The following is a 17,122-nucleotide window of genomic DNA, read 5'->3' as shown; positions in this document are numbered from 1 at the left end:
GAGCGCAGGTATTACCGTTCCTCATGCATGGCCGGATGCGAACAGTCATGTTCCCGGGAAAAATGCGGCAGAACTTAACGCATCCGGACCAAGTCGAACTTGACATCGCAACAACGCCGGAAACAAGGAAAGGAAGCTCATGGACAACCAAACCCTGCCCGGCCTGCACGTGGCCGTCCTTCTCACCGACGGCTTCGAACAGGTCGAATTCACCGAGCCGCGCAGCGCGCTCGAACAGCACGGCGCCATCATCAAGATCGTGTCGAGCAACCGCGGGAAGGTAAAAGGCGTGCATCACGACCAGCCGGGTGACGACTTCAACGTCGATGCCACCTTCGACGATGCCGATCCGATGGATTTCGATGCGGTCCTCCTTCCGGGCGGCAAGGAGAACGGCGACCGCATTCGCGGCATCGAGGCGGCGCAGCGTTTCCTGCAACGCATCGACGAGGATGGAAAGCCGATTGCGGCAATCTGCCACGGTTCCTGGCTGCTGGCTTCCGCAGGGCTGGTGCAGGGACGCACCTTGACCAGCTGGCCATCGCTGCAGAACGACATCCGAAGCGCAGGCGGCAACTGGGTGGATGAGGAAGTGGTGGTGGACGGCAACCTGGTGACCAGTCGCAAGCCGGACGACATTCCCGCATTCAACGAGAAGCTGGTCGAAGTGTTTTCCTGGCGCATGAATGCCAACCCGGGCGTACAGACAGAGCGTGCCAGCGCGGGCCCTTCCAGCTGAGGTGGGCTAATCCACCTCGAACGTCACCTTGGCATTGATGCGCCAGTTGACCACTTTGTTGTTGTCGACCTGCGCCTCGAATTCCTTGATGTACACAGAGCGGATGCCGTGAACCGATTCGCTCGCCTTCACGACGGCGGCGGTAACGGCGTCTTCCCAGCTCTTCGGGGATTCGGCGAGGACTTCAATGACTTTCATGATGTTCGACATGGCTGCCTCCGGGGCAAGGAGCGCGCTCCGCGGGGAGCGGGAGCATCGCTCATGTCGATCATAGGCGGGGGGTGTCGTATTGGACTGACGGAGATCAACGCGGCGGTGTGCCGCGCAGCGGGTCAGTTGCGTGCGTGGGAAAGCTGGAAGCTGTCGATACCCTCGACCGCCGTCAGTTCGCGCGACAACGCGCTGATACGCGCGCCGCTGGTCTTGTTCAAGGCGACCGCCACGAACTGCCATTCGATCTTGCCGTCGTGCAGGCCGATCACGATGGAACCGCTCGCGACTTCATAGCCGTTCCTCAACATCCGCTCGCGGATCATCCCCTCGTCGGGCTCTTGGCCGCGCGCAAAGCTGAGCGAGATCGCAATCGCCTGGCGCGAAGGAAGGCGGCTCGACAACTTCGGCACCGATACCATGCAGAACGCGGACAGCAGGGCCAGCAGGATCGCGGCAAGGTAGAAACCGACGCCAACGAGGATACCGGTAACCGACGCTGCCCAGATCGACGCCGCCGTCGTCAGGCCGCTGATGTTGAAGCCTTCCTTCATGATCACGCCGGCGCCGAGGAAGCCGATGCCGGTGACGATGCCCTGGATGATGCGGGTCGGGTCGGCGCCGAGGCCGATCGCCACCTGGCCGCCATACCATTCATGCGGATAGCCGGCGATGACGGTCAGTGCGGCGGAGGCCATGCACACGAGGCCGTAGGTGCGCATGCCGGCCGCGCGGCCATGGTAGAAACGTTCGTAGCCGACAAGGAACCCGAGCAACAGGGCGCCCGACAGCGTGAAAAACACGATCAGGTTGCTCTCGAGTACCGGGCCGGTCCAGAACGCCCCTAGCGCTTCCTGCGTCAGCATGGTTGCATCATCCTTCTTGTTCGATTGATCCAGTCGATGGAGACGGCGGAAAGCATAGTCCGCTCACGCGCGGAAACGTCGTAGGCCGTCGAGGTCCAGGATCTGGATGCCACCGTAATCCACCTTGAGCAAACCTTCTTTCTCCAGCACCTGCAGCGCCTGATTGGCGCGCTGGCGCGAAGCGCCGGACAGGTAGCCAATTTCCTCCTGCGAGATCTGCAGCAAGGTATCGGTGCCGGGATAGAGATGGGAGTTGAAGAGCGCGGCCAGGCAGCGCGCCACGCGGGTATCGACGTCGAGCAGGCGGTCGAACTCCACCATGCCGATGAACTGGCCCAGTCTTTCGTTGAGCTGCATCAAGAGAAATCGCGTAAACGGCAGGCTATTATCCAGCAGCCACATGAAGGTCTTGGCCGGCATGCGGGCGATGCGGCTGTCGCGCAGGGCCACCACGTCGTACTTGCGGCTTTCCTGCTTGAGCAGCGTGCCCTCGCCGAACCAGCCGCCCTTCGGCACGCCGGTGAAGGTCACCGACTTTCCTTCGGGGGACAGGTTGTTCATCTTGACGAGGCCATCGATCACGCCGATCCAGGCATCGACCATCTCGCCTTTGCGGCAGACATATCCGCCCTTCGGCACGAACTGTTCGACGGTGTCGGCTTCGACGCGCGCCAGCTGTTCCGGTGTCAGGTCTTTTGCCCAGATGGTCTGGCGCAGTACCTCTTTGAAAGCAGTCTTCTCGGACGTCATTGTGCGGCGCACCAACAAAATTTTATATTTATAGGGGGATTGTCAGTCAGATGACAGCGCACGAGAATTCAACTGTCTAGTATCCTGACACGAACAATAACGGAGACATTGTAAGCCCTTATCAGTGCTGGGGATACCCCAAAGCACGATGGCTTGCACGCCCACGCAGGCGCTCCGATCCCTTCAAGACGGTTAGACCTGTTAAAGAGAGTGGGATGATGGTAGAGACGACGAAAGCGGGCGGACGCACGTTCCCCCGATTGCTCCTGCAGCATGCGCAACAGCGCCCCGAAAAGCCCGCCTTCCGCGAGAAGGACCTCGGCATCTGGCAAACCTGGAACTGGAAACAAGTCGCCGACGAAGTGCGCGCGCTCGCCTGCGGTCTCGCCGCCATGGGCTTCAAGCGCGGCATGAACCTCGCGATTGTCGGCGACAACCGTCCGCGCCTGTACTGGTCGATGGCCGCCGCGCAATGCCTTGGCGGCGTTGCGGTTCCCCTGTACCAGGATGCGCCCGCAGCCGACATGGCCTACGTGCTCGACGATGCGGAAATCGATTTCGCCGTGGTCGAAGACCAGGAGCAGGTCGACAAACTGTTCGAGATCAAGCAGAACCTGAACCGCATCTCGCACATCATCTACGACGATCCACGCGGCATGCGTCACTACAAGCAGACCGAACTCGCCTCCTTCGAAAAGGTGCAGGAACTTGGTCGCGCGTTTGACCAGGCGAACCCGGATTTCTTCATGAACGAGGTCAATGCCGGCAAGGCGGACGACACGGCCGTGATGCTGTACACCTCGGGCACCACCGGCAAGCCGAAGGGCGTATGCCAGACCCATGGCTCCTTCATGGCTGCTGCGGAGGGCGGCGTCAGCTTCGACAAGCTCCATGCCGGCGACGACATCCTCTCCTATCTGCCGATGGCCTGGGTGGGCGACCACCTGTTCTCCTTCGCGCAGCAGATGGTAGCCGGCTTCACGGTCAACTGTCCCGAATCCGGCGACACCGTGCTGACCGACCTGCGCGAGATCGGCCCGACCTATTACTTTGCGCCGCCGCGCGTGTTCGAAAACATGCTGACCACCGTGATGATCCGCATGGAAGACGCGAGCGCTATCAAGCGCAAGATGTTCCACCACTACATGGACGTCGCGCGCCGTGTCGGTTCCGACATCCTCGACCGCAAGCCGGTCGGCATGATGGACCGCATCAGTTACGCGCTCGGCAACCTGTTCGTGTATGGCCCCCTGAAGAACGTGCTCGGCCTGTCGCGCGTGCGTGTGGCCTACACCGCCGGCGCGGCGATCGGCCCCGACCTGTTCCGCTTCTACCGCTCCATCGGCGTCAACCTGAAGCAGCTCTACGGTTCGACCGAGACCTGCGCCTACGTCTGCCTGCAACCCGACGGCAACATCAAGTTCGACAGCGTCGGCCTGCCCGCGCCCGGCGTCGAGGTCAAGCTGGCCGACAACGGCGAAGTGCTGGTCAAGTCCGCCGCGATGCTCAAGGAATACTACAAGCGTCCCGACGCGACCGCCGAAGTCATCGACAGCAACGGCTACTTCCATACCGGTGATGCTGGCATCTTCGACGAAGAAGGCCACTTGAAGATCATCGACCGCGCCGCGGACGTCGGCAAGATGACCAGCGGCGAGATGTTCGCGCCGAACTACATCGAGAACAAGCTGAAGTTCTTCCCCTTCATCAAGGAAGCGGTCGCTTTCGGCGACCAGCGCGACATGGTCTGCGCCTTCATCAACATCGACATGGAAGCCGTCGGCAACTGGGCGGAGCGCCGCGGCATCCCGTATGCCGGCTACACCGACCTGGCCGGCAAGCGCGAGACTTACGAACTGATCGCCGAGTGCGTCGAGAAGGTCAATGCCGATCTCGCGACCGAAGCGATGATGTCGGGCACGCAGATCCATCGCTTCCTCGTGCTGCACAAGGAACTCGATCCGGATGACGACGAGCTGACCCGTACCCGCAAGGTGCGCCGCCGCTTCGTCGCCGAGAAATACAAGGTGCTGATCGACGCACTGTATTCCGGAAAGATGTCGCAATACATCGAGACGCAGGTGAAGTTCGAGGACGGCCGCAAAGGCATGGTGTCCGCCGACCTGCGCATCGTGGATGTGAAGACCTACGACGCACTGAAGAAGGCGGCCTGAGATGAGTGATACACGCAAAATCGGCGACGTGATCCTGGACCTCCAGAACATCTCGCTGTCCTTTGGCGGCGTCAAGGCGCTGACCGACATTTCCTTCGATGTGCGCGAACATGAAATCCGCGCCATCATCGGCCCGAACGGCGCCGGCAAGAGCTCGATGCTCAACGTGATCAACGGCGTGTACCGTCCGCAGCTGGGCGACATCATGTATCGCGGCCAGCATCGCAAGGACATGGATACCTACGCCGCTGCCAAGAGCGGCATCGCACGCACCTTCCAGAACATCGCGCTGTTCAAGGGCATGTCGGTCCTCGACAACATCATGACCGGCCGCAACCTGAAGATGCAGACGAACTTCCTGCTGCAGGCGCTCTACTGGGGCCCGGCGCAGAAGGAAGAGATCGCGCATCGCAAGAAGGTCGAAGAAATCATCGACTTCCTCGAAATCCAGCACATCCGCAAGACGCCTGTAAGCCGCCTGCCTTATGGTTTGCAAAAGCGCGTCGAACTCGGCCGCGCCCTCGCCGCCGAACCGGAGATCCTCCTGCTGGACGAACCGATGGCCGGCATGAACGTGGAAGAGAAGCAGGACATGTGCCGCTTCATCCTCGACGTCAACGACCAGTTCGGCACCACGATCGTACTGATCGAGCATGACATGGGTGTGGTGATGGATATTTCCGACCGCGTCGTCGTGCTGGATTATGGCAAGAAGATCGGGGATGGCACGCCGGACGAGGTGCGCAGCAATCAGGATGTGATCAACGCGTACCTGGGCGTCGCACACTAAAGAACGCTCCTCCCCCTTCAAGGGGGAGGTCGGGTGGGGGATGGGTTTCTGTTCTCCAATCGCGAACGAAACCCACCCCCACCCTAACCCTCCCCCCTGAAGGGGAGGGGATTACAAGCGCTGAATAGGGACAACACATGGAACTCAGTTTCTTCTTCGAAGTTTTGATCGGCGGCCTGCTCGCGGGCGTCATGTATGCGCTGGTGGCGCTCGGCTTCGTGCTGATCTACAAGGCCTCCGGCGTCTTCAACTTTGCGCAGGGCGCGATGGTGTTCTTCGCCGCGCTCACCTGCGTCGGCCTGATCGACAAGTTCGGCGTGCCGCTGTGGGTCGCGATTCCGCTGACCATGGGCGCGATGGTGCTGCTCGGCCTTGCCACCGAACGCATCGTGCTCCGTCCGCTGGTCGCGCAGCATGAGATCACGCTGTTCATGGCCACCATCGGCCTGACCTTCTTCGTCGAAGGCCTCGCGCAGCTGATCTGGGGCGCGGAAGTGCGCCGCCTCGACATCGGCATCGAAGACGTGCCCATCATGTTCCTGCTCGAGAACTACAACATCTCGATTTCGCAGTTCGACGTGACGGCTGCAGGCATCTGCGCCATCCTCGTGACCGGCCTCGCGCTGTTCTTCTCCAAGACCAAGATCGGCCGCGCGCTGCGCGCGGTGGCGGATGACCACCAGGCCGCGCTGGCCGTAGGCATCCCGCTGCAGCAGATCTGGGGCATCGTGTGGGCGGTCGCCGGTTTCGTGGCACTGGTCGCCGGCCTGCTGTGGGGCGCACGTAACGGCGTGCAGTTCGCACTGACCTTCGTGGCGCTCAAGGCCTTGCCGGTGCTGATCCTGGGCGGCTTTACCTCGGTACCGGGCGCAATCCTCGGCGGTCTGATCATCGGTGCGTCGGAGAAACTGGCCGAGGTGTATATCGGCCCGATGGTGGGCGGCGGTATCGAAGGCTGGTTCCCGTACATCCTGGCGCTGCTGTTCCTGCTGGTGCGGCCGGAAGGGCTGTTCGGCGAGAAGATTATTCGAAGGATTTGATACCGGAAGCCCTCCCCTTCAAGGGGAGGGTTGGGGTGGGGATGGGTTTCTTCTTTATGCGCTACTGAAACCCATCCCCCACCCGGCCTCCCCCTTGAAGGGGGAGGAGAACATCAGAGAAAACAGAGGGTACATATGTTCTACCGCGAAGCAGGTCAATTCAAACCCACCTACCAGGCCGACAACCAGATCTTCCCGATCCGGCAGGACCGCCTCGGCATCTACACGCTGCTGGCAATCGCCTTCGTCGTCGTGCCGATGTTCGCCTCGCCGTACACGTTCTCGGCGATCCTGATCCCCTTCCTGATCTTCTCGCTCGCCGCGCTCGGCCTGAACATCCTGACTGGCTATGCCGGCCAGCTCTCGCTCGGTACCGCGGCCTTCATGGCGGTCGGCGCGTTTGCCTCGTACAACTTCGTGCTGCGCATCCCCGGCATCCCGATCCTGGTCGCCTTCATCCTCGGCGGCCTGTGCGCGGCGATGGTTGGTGTCGCATTCGGCCTGCCGTCCCTGCGCATCCGCGGTTTCTACCTCGCTGCCGCAACGCTCGCGACCCAGTTCTTCGTCGTCTGGTGCCTGACCAAGATCGGCTGGTTCACCAACTACAGCTCGTCGGGCGTGATCACGGCGCAGCAAATCACCATCCTCGGCTACGACTTCAACACCCCGGCCAGCAAGTATCTTCTGACCCTGTCCATCGTCTGCGTCATGGCGCTGATGGTGAAGAACATGGTGCGCAGCAATGTCGGCCGTTCCTGGATGGCCGTGCGCGACATGGACGTGGCCGCCGAGGTGATCGGCTTCCGCCTGATGCGCACCAAGCTGCTCGCGTTCGCTGTAAGCTCGTTCTACTGCGGCGTGGCCGGCGCGTTGTATGCGTACGCCTACCTGGGCACGGTGGAACCGGAAGCCTACAGCCTGGACCTGTCCTTCCGCATCCTGTTCATGATCATCATCGGCGGCGTGGGCACCATCATCGGTTCATTCTTCGGCGCGGCCTTCATCGTGCTGCTGCCGATCGTGCTGAACATCATTGCCCATACGTTTGGGCTCCCGACTTCGGTCGCCTCGAACCTCGAACTGATGGTGTTCGGCGCCCTCATCATTTTCTTCCTGATCGTCGAGCCGCATGGCCTGGCCCGCCTGTGGCAGATCGCGAAGGAAAAACTGCGGTTATGGCCATTCCCGCATTGATGTAAGCAGTACCTACAACTAGTTGTTACAACTGTCCTATCTAGGAGGAGCACATGAAGTTGATCAAAACAGTCCTGCTTGGCGCAGCGCTGGCTGGCACGGTCGCAGCAAACACTGCCGCCGCCCAGGAGCAATATATTCCCATCCTGTCCTATCGCGTCGGCCCTTACGCCGCAGGCGGATCCGGCTTCTTCGGCGGATCGATCGACTACTTCAACCTGGTTAACGCCAACGGCGGCATCAACGGCGTCAAGATCAAGTGGGAAGAGTGCGAAACCGAATACAACGCGTCCCGCGGCGTCGAGTGCTATGAGCGCTTGAAATCGAAGAACGGCGGCGCCGGCCTGGTCGAACCGCTTTCCACGGGCATCGCCTACGGCATCCTGGACCGTGTCGCCCAGGACAAGATCCCGATGACGACCCTCGGCTACGGCCGCTCCGATGCCGCCAACGGCAAGGTCTTCCCCTACGTCTTCCCGCTGATCACCTCCTACTGGAACCAGGCTGCGGCAATGACCGCCTACCTGGGCAGCAAGGAAGGCGGCATGGACAAGCTCAAGGGCAAGAAGATCGTCCACCTGTACCACGACTCGGCCTTCGGCAAGGAACCGATCCCGGTTCTCGACGCGCAGGCTGCCCAGTACGGCTTCGAACTGATCAAGATCCCCGTCGCCCACCCGGGCAACGAGCAGCAGTCGCAGTGGCTGCAGATCCGCCAGGCCAAGCCGGACTACGTGATCCTGTGGGGCTGGGGCGTGATGAACGCCGTGGCCATCAAGACCGCGCAGCGTAACGGCTTCCCGCGCGAGAAGATCCTCGGCGTGTGGTGGGCAGGTTCGGAAGAGGACGTGATCCCGGCAGGCGACGCCGCCAAGGGTTACACCACGATGACCTTCAACACCCCGGGCAACTACCCGGTCCTCGACGAGATCCGCAAGAAGGTCTATGACGCCGGCAAGGGCAACCTCGACGACAAGACCCGCGTCGGTTCCGTGTACCACATGCGTGGCGTGACCGCCGCGATCCTGTGGACCGAAGCGATCCGCAAGGCGCAGGAGAAGTTCGGCAAGGGCAAGGTCATGAACGGCGAACAGATCCGCTGGGGCATGGAAAACCTGAACGTCGACGAAGCCCGCCAGAAGGCGCTCGGCGTGCTCGGCATGTTCCCGCCGGTCAAGACCTCCTGTGAAGACCACGAAGGTTCGGGCGCCGTGAAGGTGCAGCAGTGGAACGGCAGCAAGTGGGTGCCGATCACTCCGAACTGGGTCACCGGCGACAAGGCGCTGACCAAGAAGCTGATCGACGAATCCTCGGGCAAGTACGCCGCGGAGAAGAAGATCACCCCGGCCTGCGCGGCCTAAGGTGAGCGAGGCGGCTCTCGGGAGCCGCCTCACGCGAGGGCTCGCCACCACGAGCCTTCGCGTGAGATGCACGAGTTGTACGACAAGCTGAATCCGATTCGAGAAGAGACACCATGACAACGCAAACCGTAGCGCAGGCCGTCCCCGCGGCCAATGTCCAGCCTTACCTCTCCGTCAACAACATCGAAGTGATCTACGATCACGTGATCCTGGTGTTGAAGGGCGTTTCGCTGCAGGTCCCCCAGGGCAAGATCGTGGCGCTGCTGGGCGCGAACGGCGCCGGCAAGTCGACCACCATGAAGTCGATCTCGACGCTGCTGCGCGGCGAGCGCGGCGACGTCACCAAGGGCAGTGTGGAATTCCAGGGTGAGCGCGTGGACCAGCTGACGCCGAACGAACTCGTCAAGCGCGGCCTGTCCCAGGTTATGGAAGGCCGCCACTGCTTCGGCCACCTCACGATCGAGGAAAACCTGCTGACCGGCGCCTATACCCGCAAGCTTTCGCGCGCCGAGCTGAAGGACCAGCTGGAGATGGTGTATCACTATTTCCCGCGCCTGAAGCAGCGCCGCACCTCGCAGGCCGGCTACACCTCGGGCGGCGAACAGCAGATGTGCGCGATCGGCCGCTCGCTGATGGCCAAGCCGTCGATGATCCTGCTGGACGAGCCGTCGATGGGTCTCGCGCCGCAAATTGTGGAAGAGATTTTCGAGATCGTGAAGGATCTCAACAGCAAGGAAAACGTGTCCTTCCTCGTCGCCGAGCAGAACACCATGGTCGCGCTGCGCTATGCGGACTTCGGCTACATCCTGGAGAACGGCCGCGTCGTGATGGAAGGTGCTGCAAGCGACCTCGCCACCAATGAGGACGTGAAGGAGTTCTATCTCGGCGTGTCGGGTGCGGGACGCAAGAGCTTCCGCGACATGAAGTTCTACCGCCGCCGCAAGCGCTGGCTGGCTTAAGCACGAACCCCCAAGGGTGCGCATGGCGCGCCCTGCCTTGCCAATAACACCCCCAAGCCGATCATGAACGACTATCTCGACTCACTGGAAACCCGTGACCCCGCGCAGCGCGAACGTGACCTCATGGCACGCCTGCCGCAACTCGTCTCCCGCGCGCAGACCGCGCCGGGCTGGGCGCGCATCCTCAAGGGAGTCAATGCCGCCGATGTTTCGTCGCGCGCCGCTCTCGCGCAATTGCCCGTCACGCGCAAATCGGACCTGAAAGACCTGCAGCAGGAAGACGCGCCCTTCGGCGGCCTGACGACGACGCCGGCGCGCCAGCTGCGCCACCTGTTCATGTCGCCCGGCCCGATCTTCGACCCGGAAGGCACGGGCCAGGACTGGTGGCGTTTCGCCCGCCCGATGGCGGCGGTCGGCCTGCGCAAGGGTCATGTCATCCAGAACTGCTTCTCCTACCACTTCACGCCGGCTGCCTTCATGGCGGAAGGCGGCGCGGCCAGGCTGGGCTGTCCGGTCATCCCGGCCGGCATCGGGCAGACGGAGATGCAGGTGCAGGCCATGGCCGAGCTGAAGCCGGATGCCTACATCGGCACGCCGTCCTTCCTCAAGATCATCATCGAAAAGGCGCGCGAGATGGGCGCTGACATCAGCAGCGTGCAGCGTGCCGTGGTCGGTGCGGAAGCGCTGCCGCCCTCGCTGCGCAAGTGGCTGCAGGACAATGGCGTGCCGAACGTGCTGCAGATGTACGGCTCGGCCGACGTTGGCAACATCGCGTATGAAACGCAGACCGATGGCCAGGTCAATCCGGGCATGATCCTCGATGAAGACCTGATCCTCGAAATTGTCCGTCCCGGTACCGGCGACCCGGTTGCCGAAGGCGAAGTGGGCGAAGTGGTGATCACGTCCTTCAACCCCGACTATCCGCTGATCCGCTTCGGCACCGGCGACATGTCGGCGGTAATGTCCGGCGTATCACCCTGCGGCCGCACCAACACGCGCATCAAGGGCTGGATGGGACGCGCCGACCAGACCACGAAGGTACGCGCCATGTTCGTGCATCCGTCGCAGGTGGCGGATGTGGTCAAGCGTTATCCGCAGATCGCCAAGGCGCGCCTCATCGTCACCGGCGAAATGGCCAATGACGTGATGACGCTGCACTGCGAGGTGGACGAGCCGGGCTCGGTCGCCGTCGATGCGATCGTCGAGACGATCCGCGATGTCACGAAACTGCGCGGCGAAGTGAAGCTGGTGGGCCGGGGTTCGCTCCCGAACGACGGCAAGGTCATCGAAGACGCCCGCAAATACGAATAAGCGGGCGTCCTGCCCGCCGGCATTCCCAGCGACTTCCGTTCGCGCCGCATGACGGCGCGTGGCCCCCTTTTACTCAACGACAAGGAAAACAAGAATGAAAAAGCTCCTCTCGACACTGCTCCTCGGCCTGTCCGCCGTCCTGTTCAGCCACGGCGCGCTCGCTGCCGACAAGGGCACCGCGGATGAAGCAACCGCCCTGACGAAGAAGGCGATTGCCTACCTCAAGGCCAACGGCAAGGAAAAGGCCTTCGCCGAGTTCAACAAGCCGAACGGTCAGTTCATCGATCGCGACCTGTACGTTTTCGTGTTCGATTTCAACGGCAAGACACTCGCCCACGGCACCAATCCCAAGCTGCTGGACAAGAACCTGTCCGACCTGAAGGATGCGGACGGCAAGCTGTTTGTGAAGGAATTCGTGGAAGTCGCGAAGACCAAGGGCAAGGGCTGGGTGGATTACAAGTGGCCGCACCCGGCCACCAAGGCGATCGAAGCCAAGTCGACGTATGTAGAGAAGGTGGATGACATGCTGGTTGGCTGCGGCATCTACAAGTAAGCACCGCGCGGCATTGCACCGGCTTGCGCCGGTGCAGGTTCAGAACGACTTCTTGACGACCTTGTCCGGCGACGTGCCCGGGCGGTTGTTGACGACCTCATCCACGCCGCCGGTTTCGCGCAGGTCGGTATCCACTTGTCCATTCTTCAGGTCCTCGTAGGCCTGGCGCATATCGTCGCGCACCACGCTTCCCTGGCTGTCATCCGACTCGTCGCGCTCATGCGGCATGCGCGGTGTCGTGCGCTCGCTTTCCGGCCCCTTGGTGCTGACCTGGTGTTGCTTCAGGGTGGTTTTCATCATGGCTCCATTCATGTCAGGCAATAAGCGTTCGAACGCAGGCGCCGGGAAAGATTCCCCTTTTCGCATGCCGTTTTGACAAGAAGAAAGCCCGCGTTTTCTTGACCACGGACATTGCAGTGCTTGGAAACGACATTGTGCGGGTTTCCACGACTTGCGATGGCGTGTTGCCCGCCTTATCATGGCGCGCTTTGCGTTAGGATGATGCATAGCATCCCCAGCGTTTCAACCCTTCATCGAGGCCCGCACCATGACGTACATCGACTCTGAATTCCACCGCAACAAAGCCCGCGCGCTCATGAAGGATGCCGAACTGATTTTTGACGCGGACGCCGTGCAGAAAGCGGTGGACAAGGTAGCGCAGCAGCTCAACCAGCGTTTCGACAATGACGAGAGCGAGGCATTTCCGCTGGTGCTGGGCGTGATGGGGGGCGCGGTCGTGTTCTGCGGCCAGTTGCTGACCCGGCTCACCTTCGCGCTGGAGTTCGATTACATGCACGTGACCCGCTACGGCAGCAAGGACCAGGGCGGCACCATCGAATGGAAGGTGATTCCGCGTTCGAACGTGGAAGGCCGCACCGTGATCGTGCTGGACGATATCCTCGATGAGGGCGAGACGCTCGCGCATGTGAAGGAGCGCCTGCTGCAGATGGGCGCGAAGGAAGTCGTGCTGGCGGTCTTTGCCGACAAGGATATCGGCAAGTCCAAGCCCTGCCGCGCCGATTACATCGGACTGACCTTGCCGAACAAGTTTGTCGTGGGATACGGTATGGACGCGTACGGTTACTGGCGCAACCTGCCGGCGATCTGGGCGATCAAGACCGGCGGCTGATCCGGTTTCTCTTCGTTTTTTCTTTCAGAGGCCTGCCGGGTCGCCCCGGCAGGCAGCGCTTCTCCGCAACGCGTCAGGCAGGCCGTGGCTCGGCAGCCACCAGCACGCTGCACCGGACCTTGTCGACCAGCACGGCATCCATGGAGCCGCGCCACCAGCGCAAGGCAAACGGTTTCTTCCGCGAGTGCCCCACGATCACCAGGTCGATCCCGTGCTTGTTCACCAGCTCGGCGATGACATTCACCGGTTCCCCCACCTCGAGATGCGGCGTCACGCGCAAGTCGGCGTCCTCGAGCAGCTTGCGCCCCGCTTCCAGCACCTGCGCCATGGCTTCCTTCTCGGCGAGTTCCTCATCCAGGGTCGGTACGGCGGCGACAAACTCGCCGGCCAGCACGATCGGCGTCGGTGTCACGACGACCAGCAGATGGATTTCCGCCGAGGCGCCGGGTGCGAGGCGAATGCACTCCTGCAAGGCGTGGCGGCTTTCGGGTGTCCCGTTATAGGCGACCAAAATTTTGCGGTACATGATTGCCTCCTTGTGCAGGGTGAGGAAACGTTTCCACTTTAATCATACATCGTGCAAAGGTTTCGGCAATCGATTTGCGGCAAAAGATTGATTACTGTTTCAGCACCCGTTCGATATCCCCGACCAGCTTCCCGTCATCCGGCGCCACACGGCTGGAGTAGCTTCCTACGACCTTGCCGTTGCGGTCGATCAGATACTTGTAGAAGTTCCATTTCGGCGCGGTGCCCGTGATTTTCGCCAGCTCCGCATGCAGCGGATTGGCGTCCTTCCCGCTGACCGCGCTCTTGGAGAACATCGGGAATTTCACGCCGTAGGTGTTGAAGCAGAAATCCGCGATCTGCTTGCTGTCGCCCGGCTCCTGGTTGCCGAAGTCATTGGACGGGAAGCCGAGCACGACCAGTCCCTTTGGCTGGTATTTCGCATGCAGCGCCTCCAGTCCTTCGTACTGGCTGGTAAAGCCGCAGTAGCTCGCGGTGTTGACGACCAGGAGCACCTTCCCGGCGTACTGGCACAGGTTTTGGGGCGCGTCGTCCTGCAGGCGGTTGAAGCGCTGATTGAGCAGGGACGGGCAGGAGGACGCGCCCTGCGCGGAGGCGGGTACGGCGACAGCAAGGAGGACGGGCAGGAGAATGGCAGGCAGCATGGGAATTCCCGGAGATGGAATGGATCGTTTCATTCTAGTCAAAAACCACACAACCGGCCGTGGCGCCTGCCATTTCCCGTTGGCATTGGGCTAATATGGTGAAAAATCCGGCAAGGACCACGCATGCTCAAAGTCGTCGTCATCGATGCGAACGCCATTTCGCGCAATCTGCTGACCTCCGTCCTGGTGAACGGCGGCTTCAACGTCGTGGGCGATTCCAACACCAGTCCCGCAGGGCTTGCCGCCATGATCAAGCTGCAGCCGCAGCTGGTATGCATCGACCTCGGCGGCGCGGACGATGACGCATTCGACAAGCTGAATACCATCCGCACCGGACTTCCCAAGGCCGTCGTCTTCCTCGTCTCCAGCCAATTCGACGCGAGCACGGTGCAGACCGCCGCCGAACGCGGCGTGCACGGCTTCATCGTGAAGCCCTTCAATGCCGTCAACGTCCTCGGCAGCATCCGCAAGGCGATTATCAAACTCGCCAAGTCCCATCGCGCTCCCGCATAGGGAACCAACGCGGTTAAGCGCATCAAAGCACCAAACCGCGGTCCTGCTGCACCGCAGCGCCTGCAATTGTTCCTCGCGTCAAGTACCTGCGATCAAGGAAGTTGCCGGCCGGACTGCCTACAATGGACTTCATCCACCGGCGGCGCCTTCAGGGCTTGCTGCCGGCCTTCCATTCTGAAAGGTCACTCCCATGAGAAAGAAAGTCGTATCCGCCGCTGAAGCGATCGCCATCCTGCATGACGGCGACACCCTGTGCTGCTCCGGCTTCGGCAGCAACGGCGTGCCCGTCGAACTGATCCTCGCGCTGGAGAAGCGCTTTCTCGAAACCGGCTCGCCCAAGAACCTGACGCTGCTGTTCGGCGGCGGTCCCGGCGACGGCGGCGAAGGCGGCGTGAACCGTCTCGGGCATGAGGGTCTGCTCAAGCGCGTGATCGGCGGCCACTACGGCCTGGTGCCGAAGGTCGGCAAGCTGGCGCTGGAGAGCAAGGTGGAGGCCTACAACCTGCCGCTGGGCGTGATCTCGCACATGTACCGCGATATCGCCTGCGGCCTGCCGGGCACCGTGTCCAAGGTCGGCCTCGGCACCTTCGTCGACCCGCGCCTGGAAGGCGGAAAGATCGGCAAGAAGACCGAGGAAGACCTGGTCAGCGTGGTCAACCTCGGCGGCAAGGAACTGCTGTATTTCAAGACTTTCCCGATCTCGGTCGCCTTCATTCGCGGCACCTCCGCTGACCCGGAAGGCAACATCACGATGGAACGCGAAAACCTGACGCAGGACGTGCTGGCGGTCGCCACCGCGACCAAGAACAGCGGCGGCTTCGTGATCGCGCAGGTGGAACGCATCGCCGAGCGCGGCTCGCTCAATCCGCGTCGCGTGAAGGTGCCGGGCGTGCTGGTGGACTGCGTGGTCGTCGCCAGGCCGGAGAACCATCCGCAGAACCTCAACGGCAGCTACAACCCGGCCTTCTCGGCCGAGGTGCGCGTGCCGCTCGACGCGCTGGAAGCGATGCCGCTCGACGAGCGCAAGGTGATTGCACGCCGCGCCGCCTTCGAGCTGCTGCCGAACTCGGTGGTCAACCTCGGCATCGGCATGCCGGAAGGCGTGGCCGCCGTGGCGAATGAAGAGAAGATCCTGAAGTACATGACGCTGACCGCCGAGCCCGGCGTGATCGGCGGCGTGCCGGCTTCCGGCGTCAATTTCGGCGCGGCGGTGAATCCGGATGCGGTGATCGACATGAACCAGCAGTTCGACTTCTACGACGGCGGCGGCCTCGACCTGGCGTGCCTGGGCCTCGCCGAATGCGATCCGGCCGGCAGCATCAACGTCAGCCGTTTCGGCCCCAAGCTGGCCGGCGCGGGCGGCTTCATCAACATCACGCAGAACAGCCGCACCGTGGTGTTCGTCGGCACCTTTACCGCCGGCGGATTGAAGACCAGGGTCGAAGGCGGCAAGCTGCAGATCCTGCAGGAAGGGCGCGCACGCAAGTTCGTCAACAAGATCGAGCAGGTGACCTTCAGCGGTCCATACGCGGCCAGCACCGGCCAGAACGTTCTGTACGTGACCGAGCGCTGTGTGTTCAAGCTGACGCCGCAGGGACTGGAACTGATCGAGGTCGCGCCGGGCGTGGACATCGAGAAGGACATCCTGGCGCAGATGGATTTCAAGCCGGTCATCAATAAACCGGCGACCATGGATGCGCGCATCTTCATGGACGAGCCGATGAAGTTGAAGGAAACCCTGCTGTCGATCAGCCTCGAAGACCGCATGCAGTATGACGCGAAGCAGGGCGCTGCCTTCTACAACTTCCAGGGCCTGCGCGTGATGAACCACAAGGATGTCGAGGATATCCGCCACGCCGCCGAGAAGCTTTGCCATCCGATCGGCCGCAAGGTGAAGGTCATCGTCAACTACGACGATTTCCAGATCGACGAGAACATCTCCAACGAATACTGGGCGATGGTGAAGGATCTGCATGACAAGTACTACACCCATGTCTCGCGCTACACCACCAGTGCGTTCATGCGCATGAAGATGGGAACGGCGCTGGAAAGCCGAGGCCTGGCGGCGCATATTTTTGAGACGCAGCAGGAGGCGATGGAGTCGGCGGCGGATTGAGGCGAGGGCTTACTCACTTCCCGCGCGGGCGGCTGCTTTCTGCTGATATTTCACATTCCGTACCCCGTCATCCCCGCCTTCGCGGGGATGACGGGTGGCTTTTCGCTGTAACTCAACCCTATGCACCCGCCCGCCAGTACCTATCGCAACCGCCCCCACGCAACCCCATTGCATTAAACCTATCCGGGATCATGGAAGCGCCCGGGAAGCTGTGATGAAATGACCATTTTTGCCGAATGGTTATAAGC

18 protein-coding genes are annotated in these 17,122 nt (G+C 61.9%); 12 read left to right on the top strand and 6 right to left on the bottom strand.

The genetic code is table 11. From position 1 onward, the window contains the following. The first annotated feature begins 139 nt into the window (after positions 1–139). A complete protein-coding gene (locus ACNOHI_RS15845; protein WP_420475647.1) occupies positions 140–739 on the top strand; it encodes a type 1 glutamine amidotransferase domain-containing protein in 600 nt (199 codons plus the stop codon). A gap of 6 nt (positions 740–745) precedes the next feature. On the opposite strand, the gene ACNOHI_RS15840 is transcribed toward ACNOHI_RS15845, so the two are convergent. From ACNOHI_RS15840 to ACNOHI_RS15830, 3 genes are all read right to left on the bottom strand, one after another. Then, on the bottom strand, positions 746–949 hold the full coding sequence (locus ACNOHI_RS15840; protein ID WP_420475646.1) for a dodecin family protein: 204 nt from the start codon (positions 947–949) through the stop codon (positions 746–748). Positions 950–1,071: 122 nt separating this feature from the next. Beyond that, positions 1,072–1,815 carry an MgtC/SapB family protein gene (locus tag ACNOHI_RS15835; protein WP_420475645.1) on the bottom strand — a complete coding sequence of 248 codons (744 nt, stop codon included), beginning with the start codon at positions 1,813–1,815 and terminating at the stop codon, positions 1,072–1,074. A 63-nt stretch (positions 1,816–1,878) separates the two neighbouring features. Next, complete coding sequence (locus ACNOHI_RS15830) at positions 1,879–2,565, bottom strand: Crp/Fnr family transcriptional regulator (protein ID WP_420475644.1); 687 nt, start codon at positions 2,563–2,565, stop codon at positions 1,879–1,881. A gap of 218 nt (positions 2,566–2,783) precedes the next feature. Here ACNOHI_RS15830 and ACNOHI_RS15825 point away from each other — a divergent pair, with 218 nt between their 5' ends. From ACNOHI_RS15825 to ACNOHI_RS15790, 8 genes are all read left to right on the top strand, one after another. After that, positions 2,784–4,739: an AMP-dependent synthetase/ligase gene (locus ACNOHI_RS15825; RefSeq protein ID WP_420475790.1), complete on the top strand. Its 1,956-nt coding sequence runs from the start codon at positions 2,784–2,786 to the stop codon at positions 4,737–4,739. Position 4,740: 1 nt separating this feature from the next. Continuing rightward, the gene (locus ACNOHI_RS15820) at positions 4,741–5,529 is read left to right on the top strand and encodes an ABC transporter ATP-binding protein (RefSeq protein WP_420475643.1); all 789 of its coding nucleotides are present in this window, start codon (positions 4,741–4,743) and stop codon (positions 5,527–5,529) included. A 137-nt stretch (positions 5,530–5,666) separates the two neighbouring features. Beyond that, positions 5,667–6,569 carry a branched-chain amino acid ABC transporter permease gene (locus ACNOHI_RS15815; protein ID WP_420475642.1) on the top strand — a complete coding sequence of 301 codons (903 nt, stop codon included), beginning with the start codon at positions 5,667–5,669 and terminating at the stop codon, positions 6,567–6,569. 135 nt (positions 6,570–6,704) lie between these two features. Beyond that, positions 6,705–7,763 carry a branched-chain amino acid ABC transporter permease gene (locus ACNOHI_RS15810; RefSeq protein WP_420475641.1) on the top strand — a complete coding sequence of 353 codons (1,059 nt, stop codon included), beginning with the start codon at positions 6,705–6,707 and terminating at the stop codon, positions 7,761–7,763. 53 nt (positions 7,764–7,816) lie between these two features. Further along, positions 7,817–9,124 carry an ABC transporter substrate-binding protein gene (locus ACNOHI_RS15805; protein WP_420475640.1) on the top strand — a complete coding sequence of 436 codons (1,308 nt, stop codon included), beginning with the start codon at positions 7,817–7,819 and terminating at the stop codon, positions 9,122–9,124. 113 nt (positions 9,125–9,237) lie between these two features. After that, complete coding sequence (locus ACNOHI_RS15800; protein WP_420475639.1) at positions 9,238–10,083, top strand: ABC transporter ATP-binding protein; 846 nt, start codon at positions 9,238–9,240, stop codon at positions 10,081–10,083. Between the two features lie 63 nt (positions 10,084–10,146). Further along, positions 10,147–11,394: a phenylacetate--CoA ligase family protein gene (locus ACNOHI_RS15795; RefSeq protein ID WP_420475638.1), complete on the top strand. Its 1,248-nt coding sequence runs from the start codon at positions 10,147–10,149 to the stop codon at positions 11,392–11,394. Between the two features lie 94 nt (positions 11,395–11,488). Beyond that, positions 11,489–11,947 carry a cache domain-containing protein gene (locus tag ACNOHI_RS15790; RefSeq protein ID WP_420475637.1) on the top strand — a complete coding sequence of 153 codons (459 nt, stop codon included), beginning with the start codon at positions 11,489–11,491 and terminating at the stop codon, positions 11,945–11,947. A 39-nt stretch (positions 11,948–11,986) separates the two neighbouring features. Here the strand turns inward: ACNOHI_RS15790 and ACNOHI_RS15785 are convergent, their stop codons facing one another. Then, positions 11,987–12,247 carry a hypothetical protein gene (locus tag ACNOHI_RS15785; RefSeq protein ID WP_420475636.1) on the bottom strand — a complete coding sequence of 87 codons (261 nt, stop codon included), beginning with the start codon at positions 12,245–12,247 and terminating at the stop codon, positions 11,987–11,989. A 247-nt stretch (positions 12,248–12,494) separates the two neighbouring features. Here ACNOHI_RS15785 and ACNOHI_RS15780 point away from each other — a divergent pair, with 247 nt between their 5' ends. Then, complete coding sequence (locus tag ACNOHI_RS15780; protein ID WP_420475635.1) at positions 12,495–13,076, top strand: hypoxanthine-guanine phosphoribosyltransferase; 582 nt, start codon at positions 12,495–12,497, stop codon at positions 13,074–13,076. A 73-nt stretch (positions 13,077–13,149) separates the two neighbouring features. Here the strand turns inward: ACNOHI_RS15780 and ACNOHI_RS15775 are convergent, their stop codons facing one another. After that, positions 13,150–13,602 (bottom strand): universal stress protein, encoded by a 453-nt coding sequence (locus tag ACNOHI_RS15775; RefSeq protein WP_420475634.1) that lies wholly within the window; start codon positions 13,600–13,602, stop codon positions 13,150–13,152. 91 nt (positions 13,603–13,693) lie between these two features. Next, a complete protein-coding gene (locus ACNOHI_RS15770; protein ID WP_420475633.1) occupies positions 13,694–14,245 on the bottom strand; it encodes a glutathione peroxidase in 552 nt (183 codons plus the stop codon). A gap of 123 nt (positions 14,246–14,368) precedes the next feature. Here ACNOHI_RS15770 and ACNOHI_RS15765 point away from each other — a divergent pair, with 123 nt between their 5' ends. Both ACNOHI_RS15765 and ACNOHI_RS15760 read left to right on the top strand, forming a co-directional pair. Further along, positions 14,369–14,758 carry an ANTAR domain-containing response regulator gene (locus ACNOHI_RS15765; RefSeq protein WP_420475632.1) on the top strand — a complete coding sequence of 130 codons (390 nt, stop codon included), beginning with the start codon at positions 14,369–14,371 and terminating at the stop codon, positions 14,756–14,758. Positions 14,759–14,948: 190 nt separating this feature from the next. Next, positions 14,949–16,874 carry an acyl CoA:acetate/3-ketoacid CoA transferase gene (locus ACNOHI_RS15760; protein WP_420475631.1) on the top strand — a complete coding sequence of 642 codons (1,926 nt, stop codon included), beginning with the start codon at positions 14,949–14,951 and terminating at the stop codon, positions 16,872–16,874. Positions 16,875–17,122: the final 248 nt, after the last annotated feature.

This window comes from Noviherbaspirillum sp. ST9, assembly GCF_048799745.1.
Taxonomy (GTDB): Bacteria; Pseudomonadota; Gammaproteobacteria; order Burkholderiales; family Burkholderiaceae_D; genus Noviherbaspirillum.
This window is presented reverse-complemented; position numbering and strand designations above follow the sequence as displayed.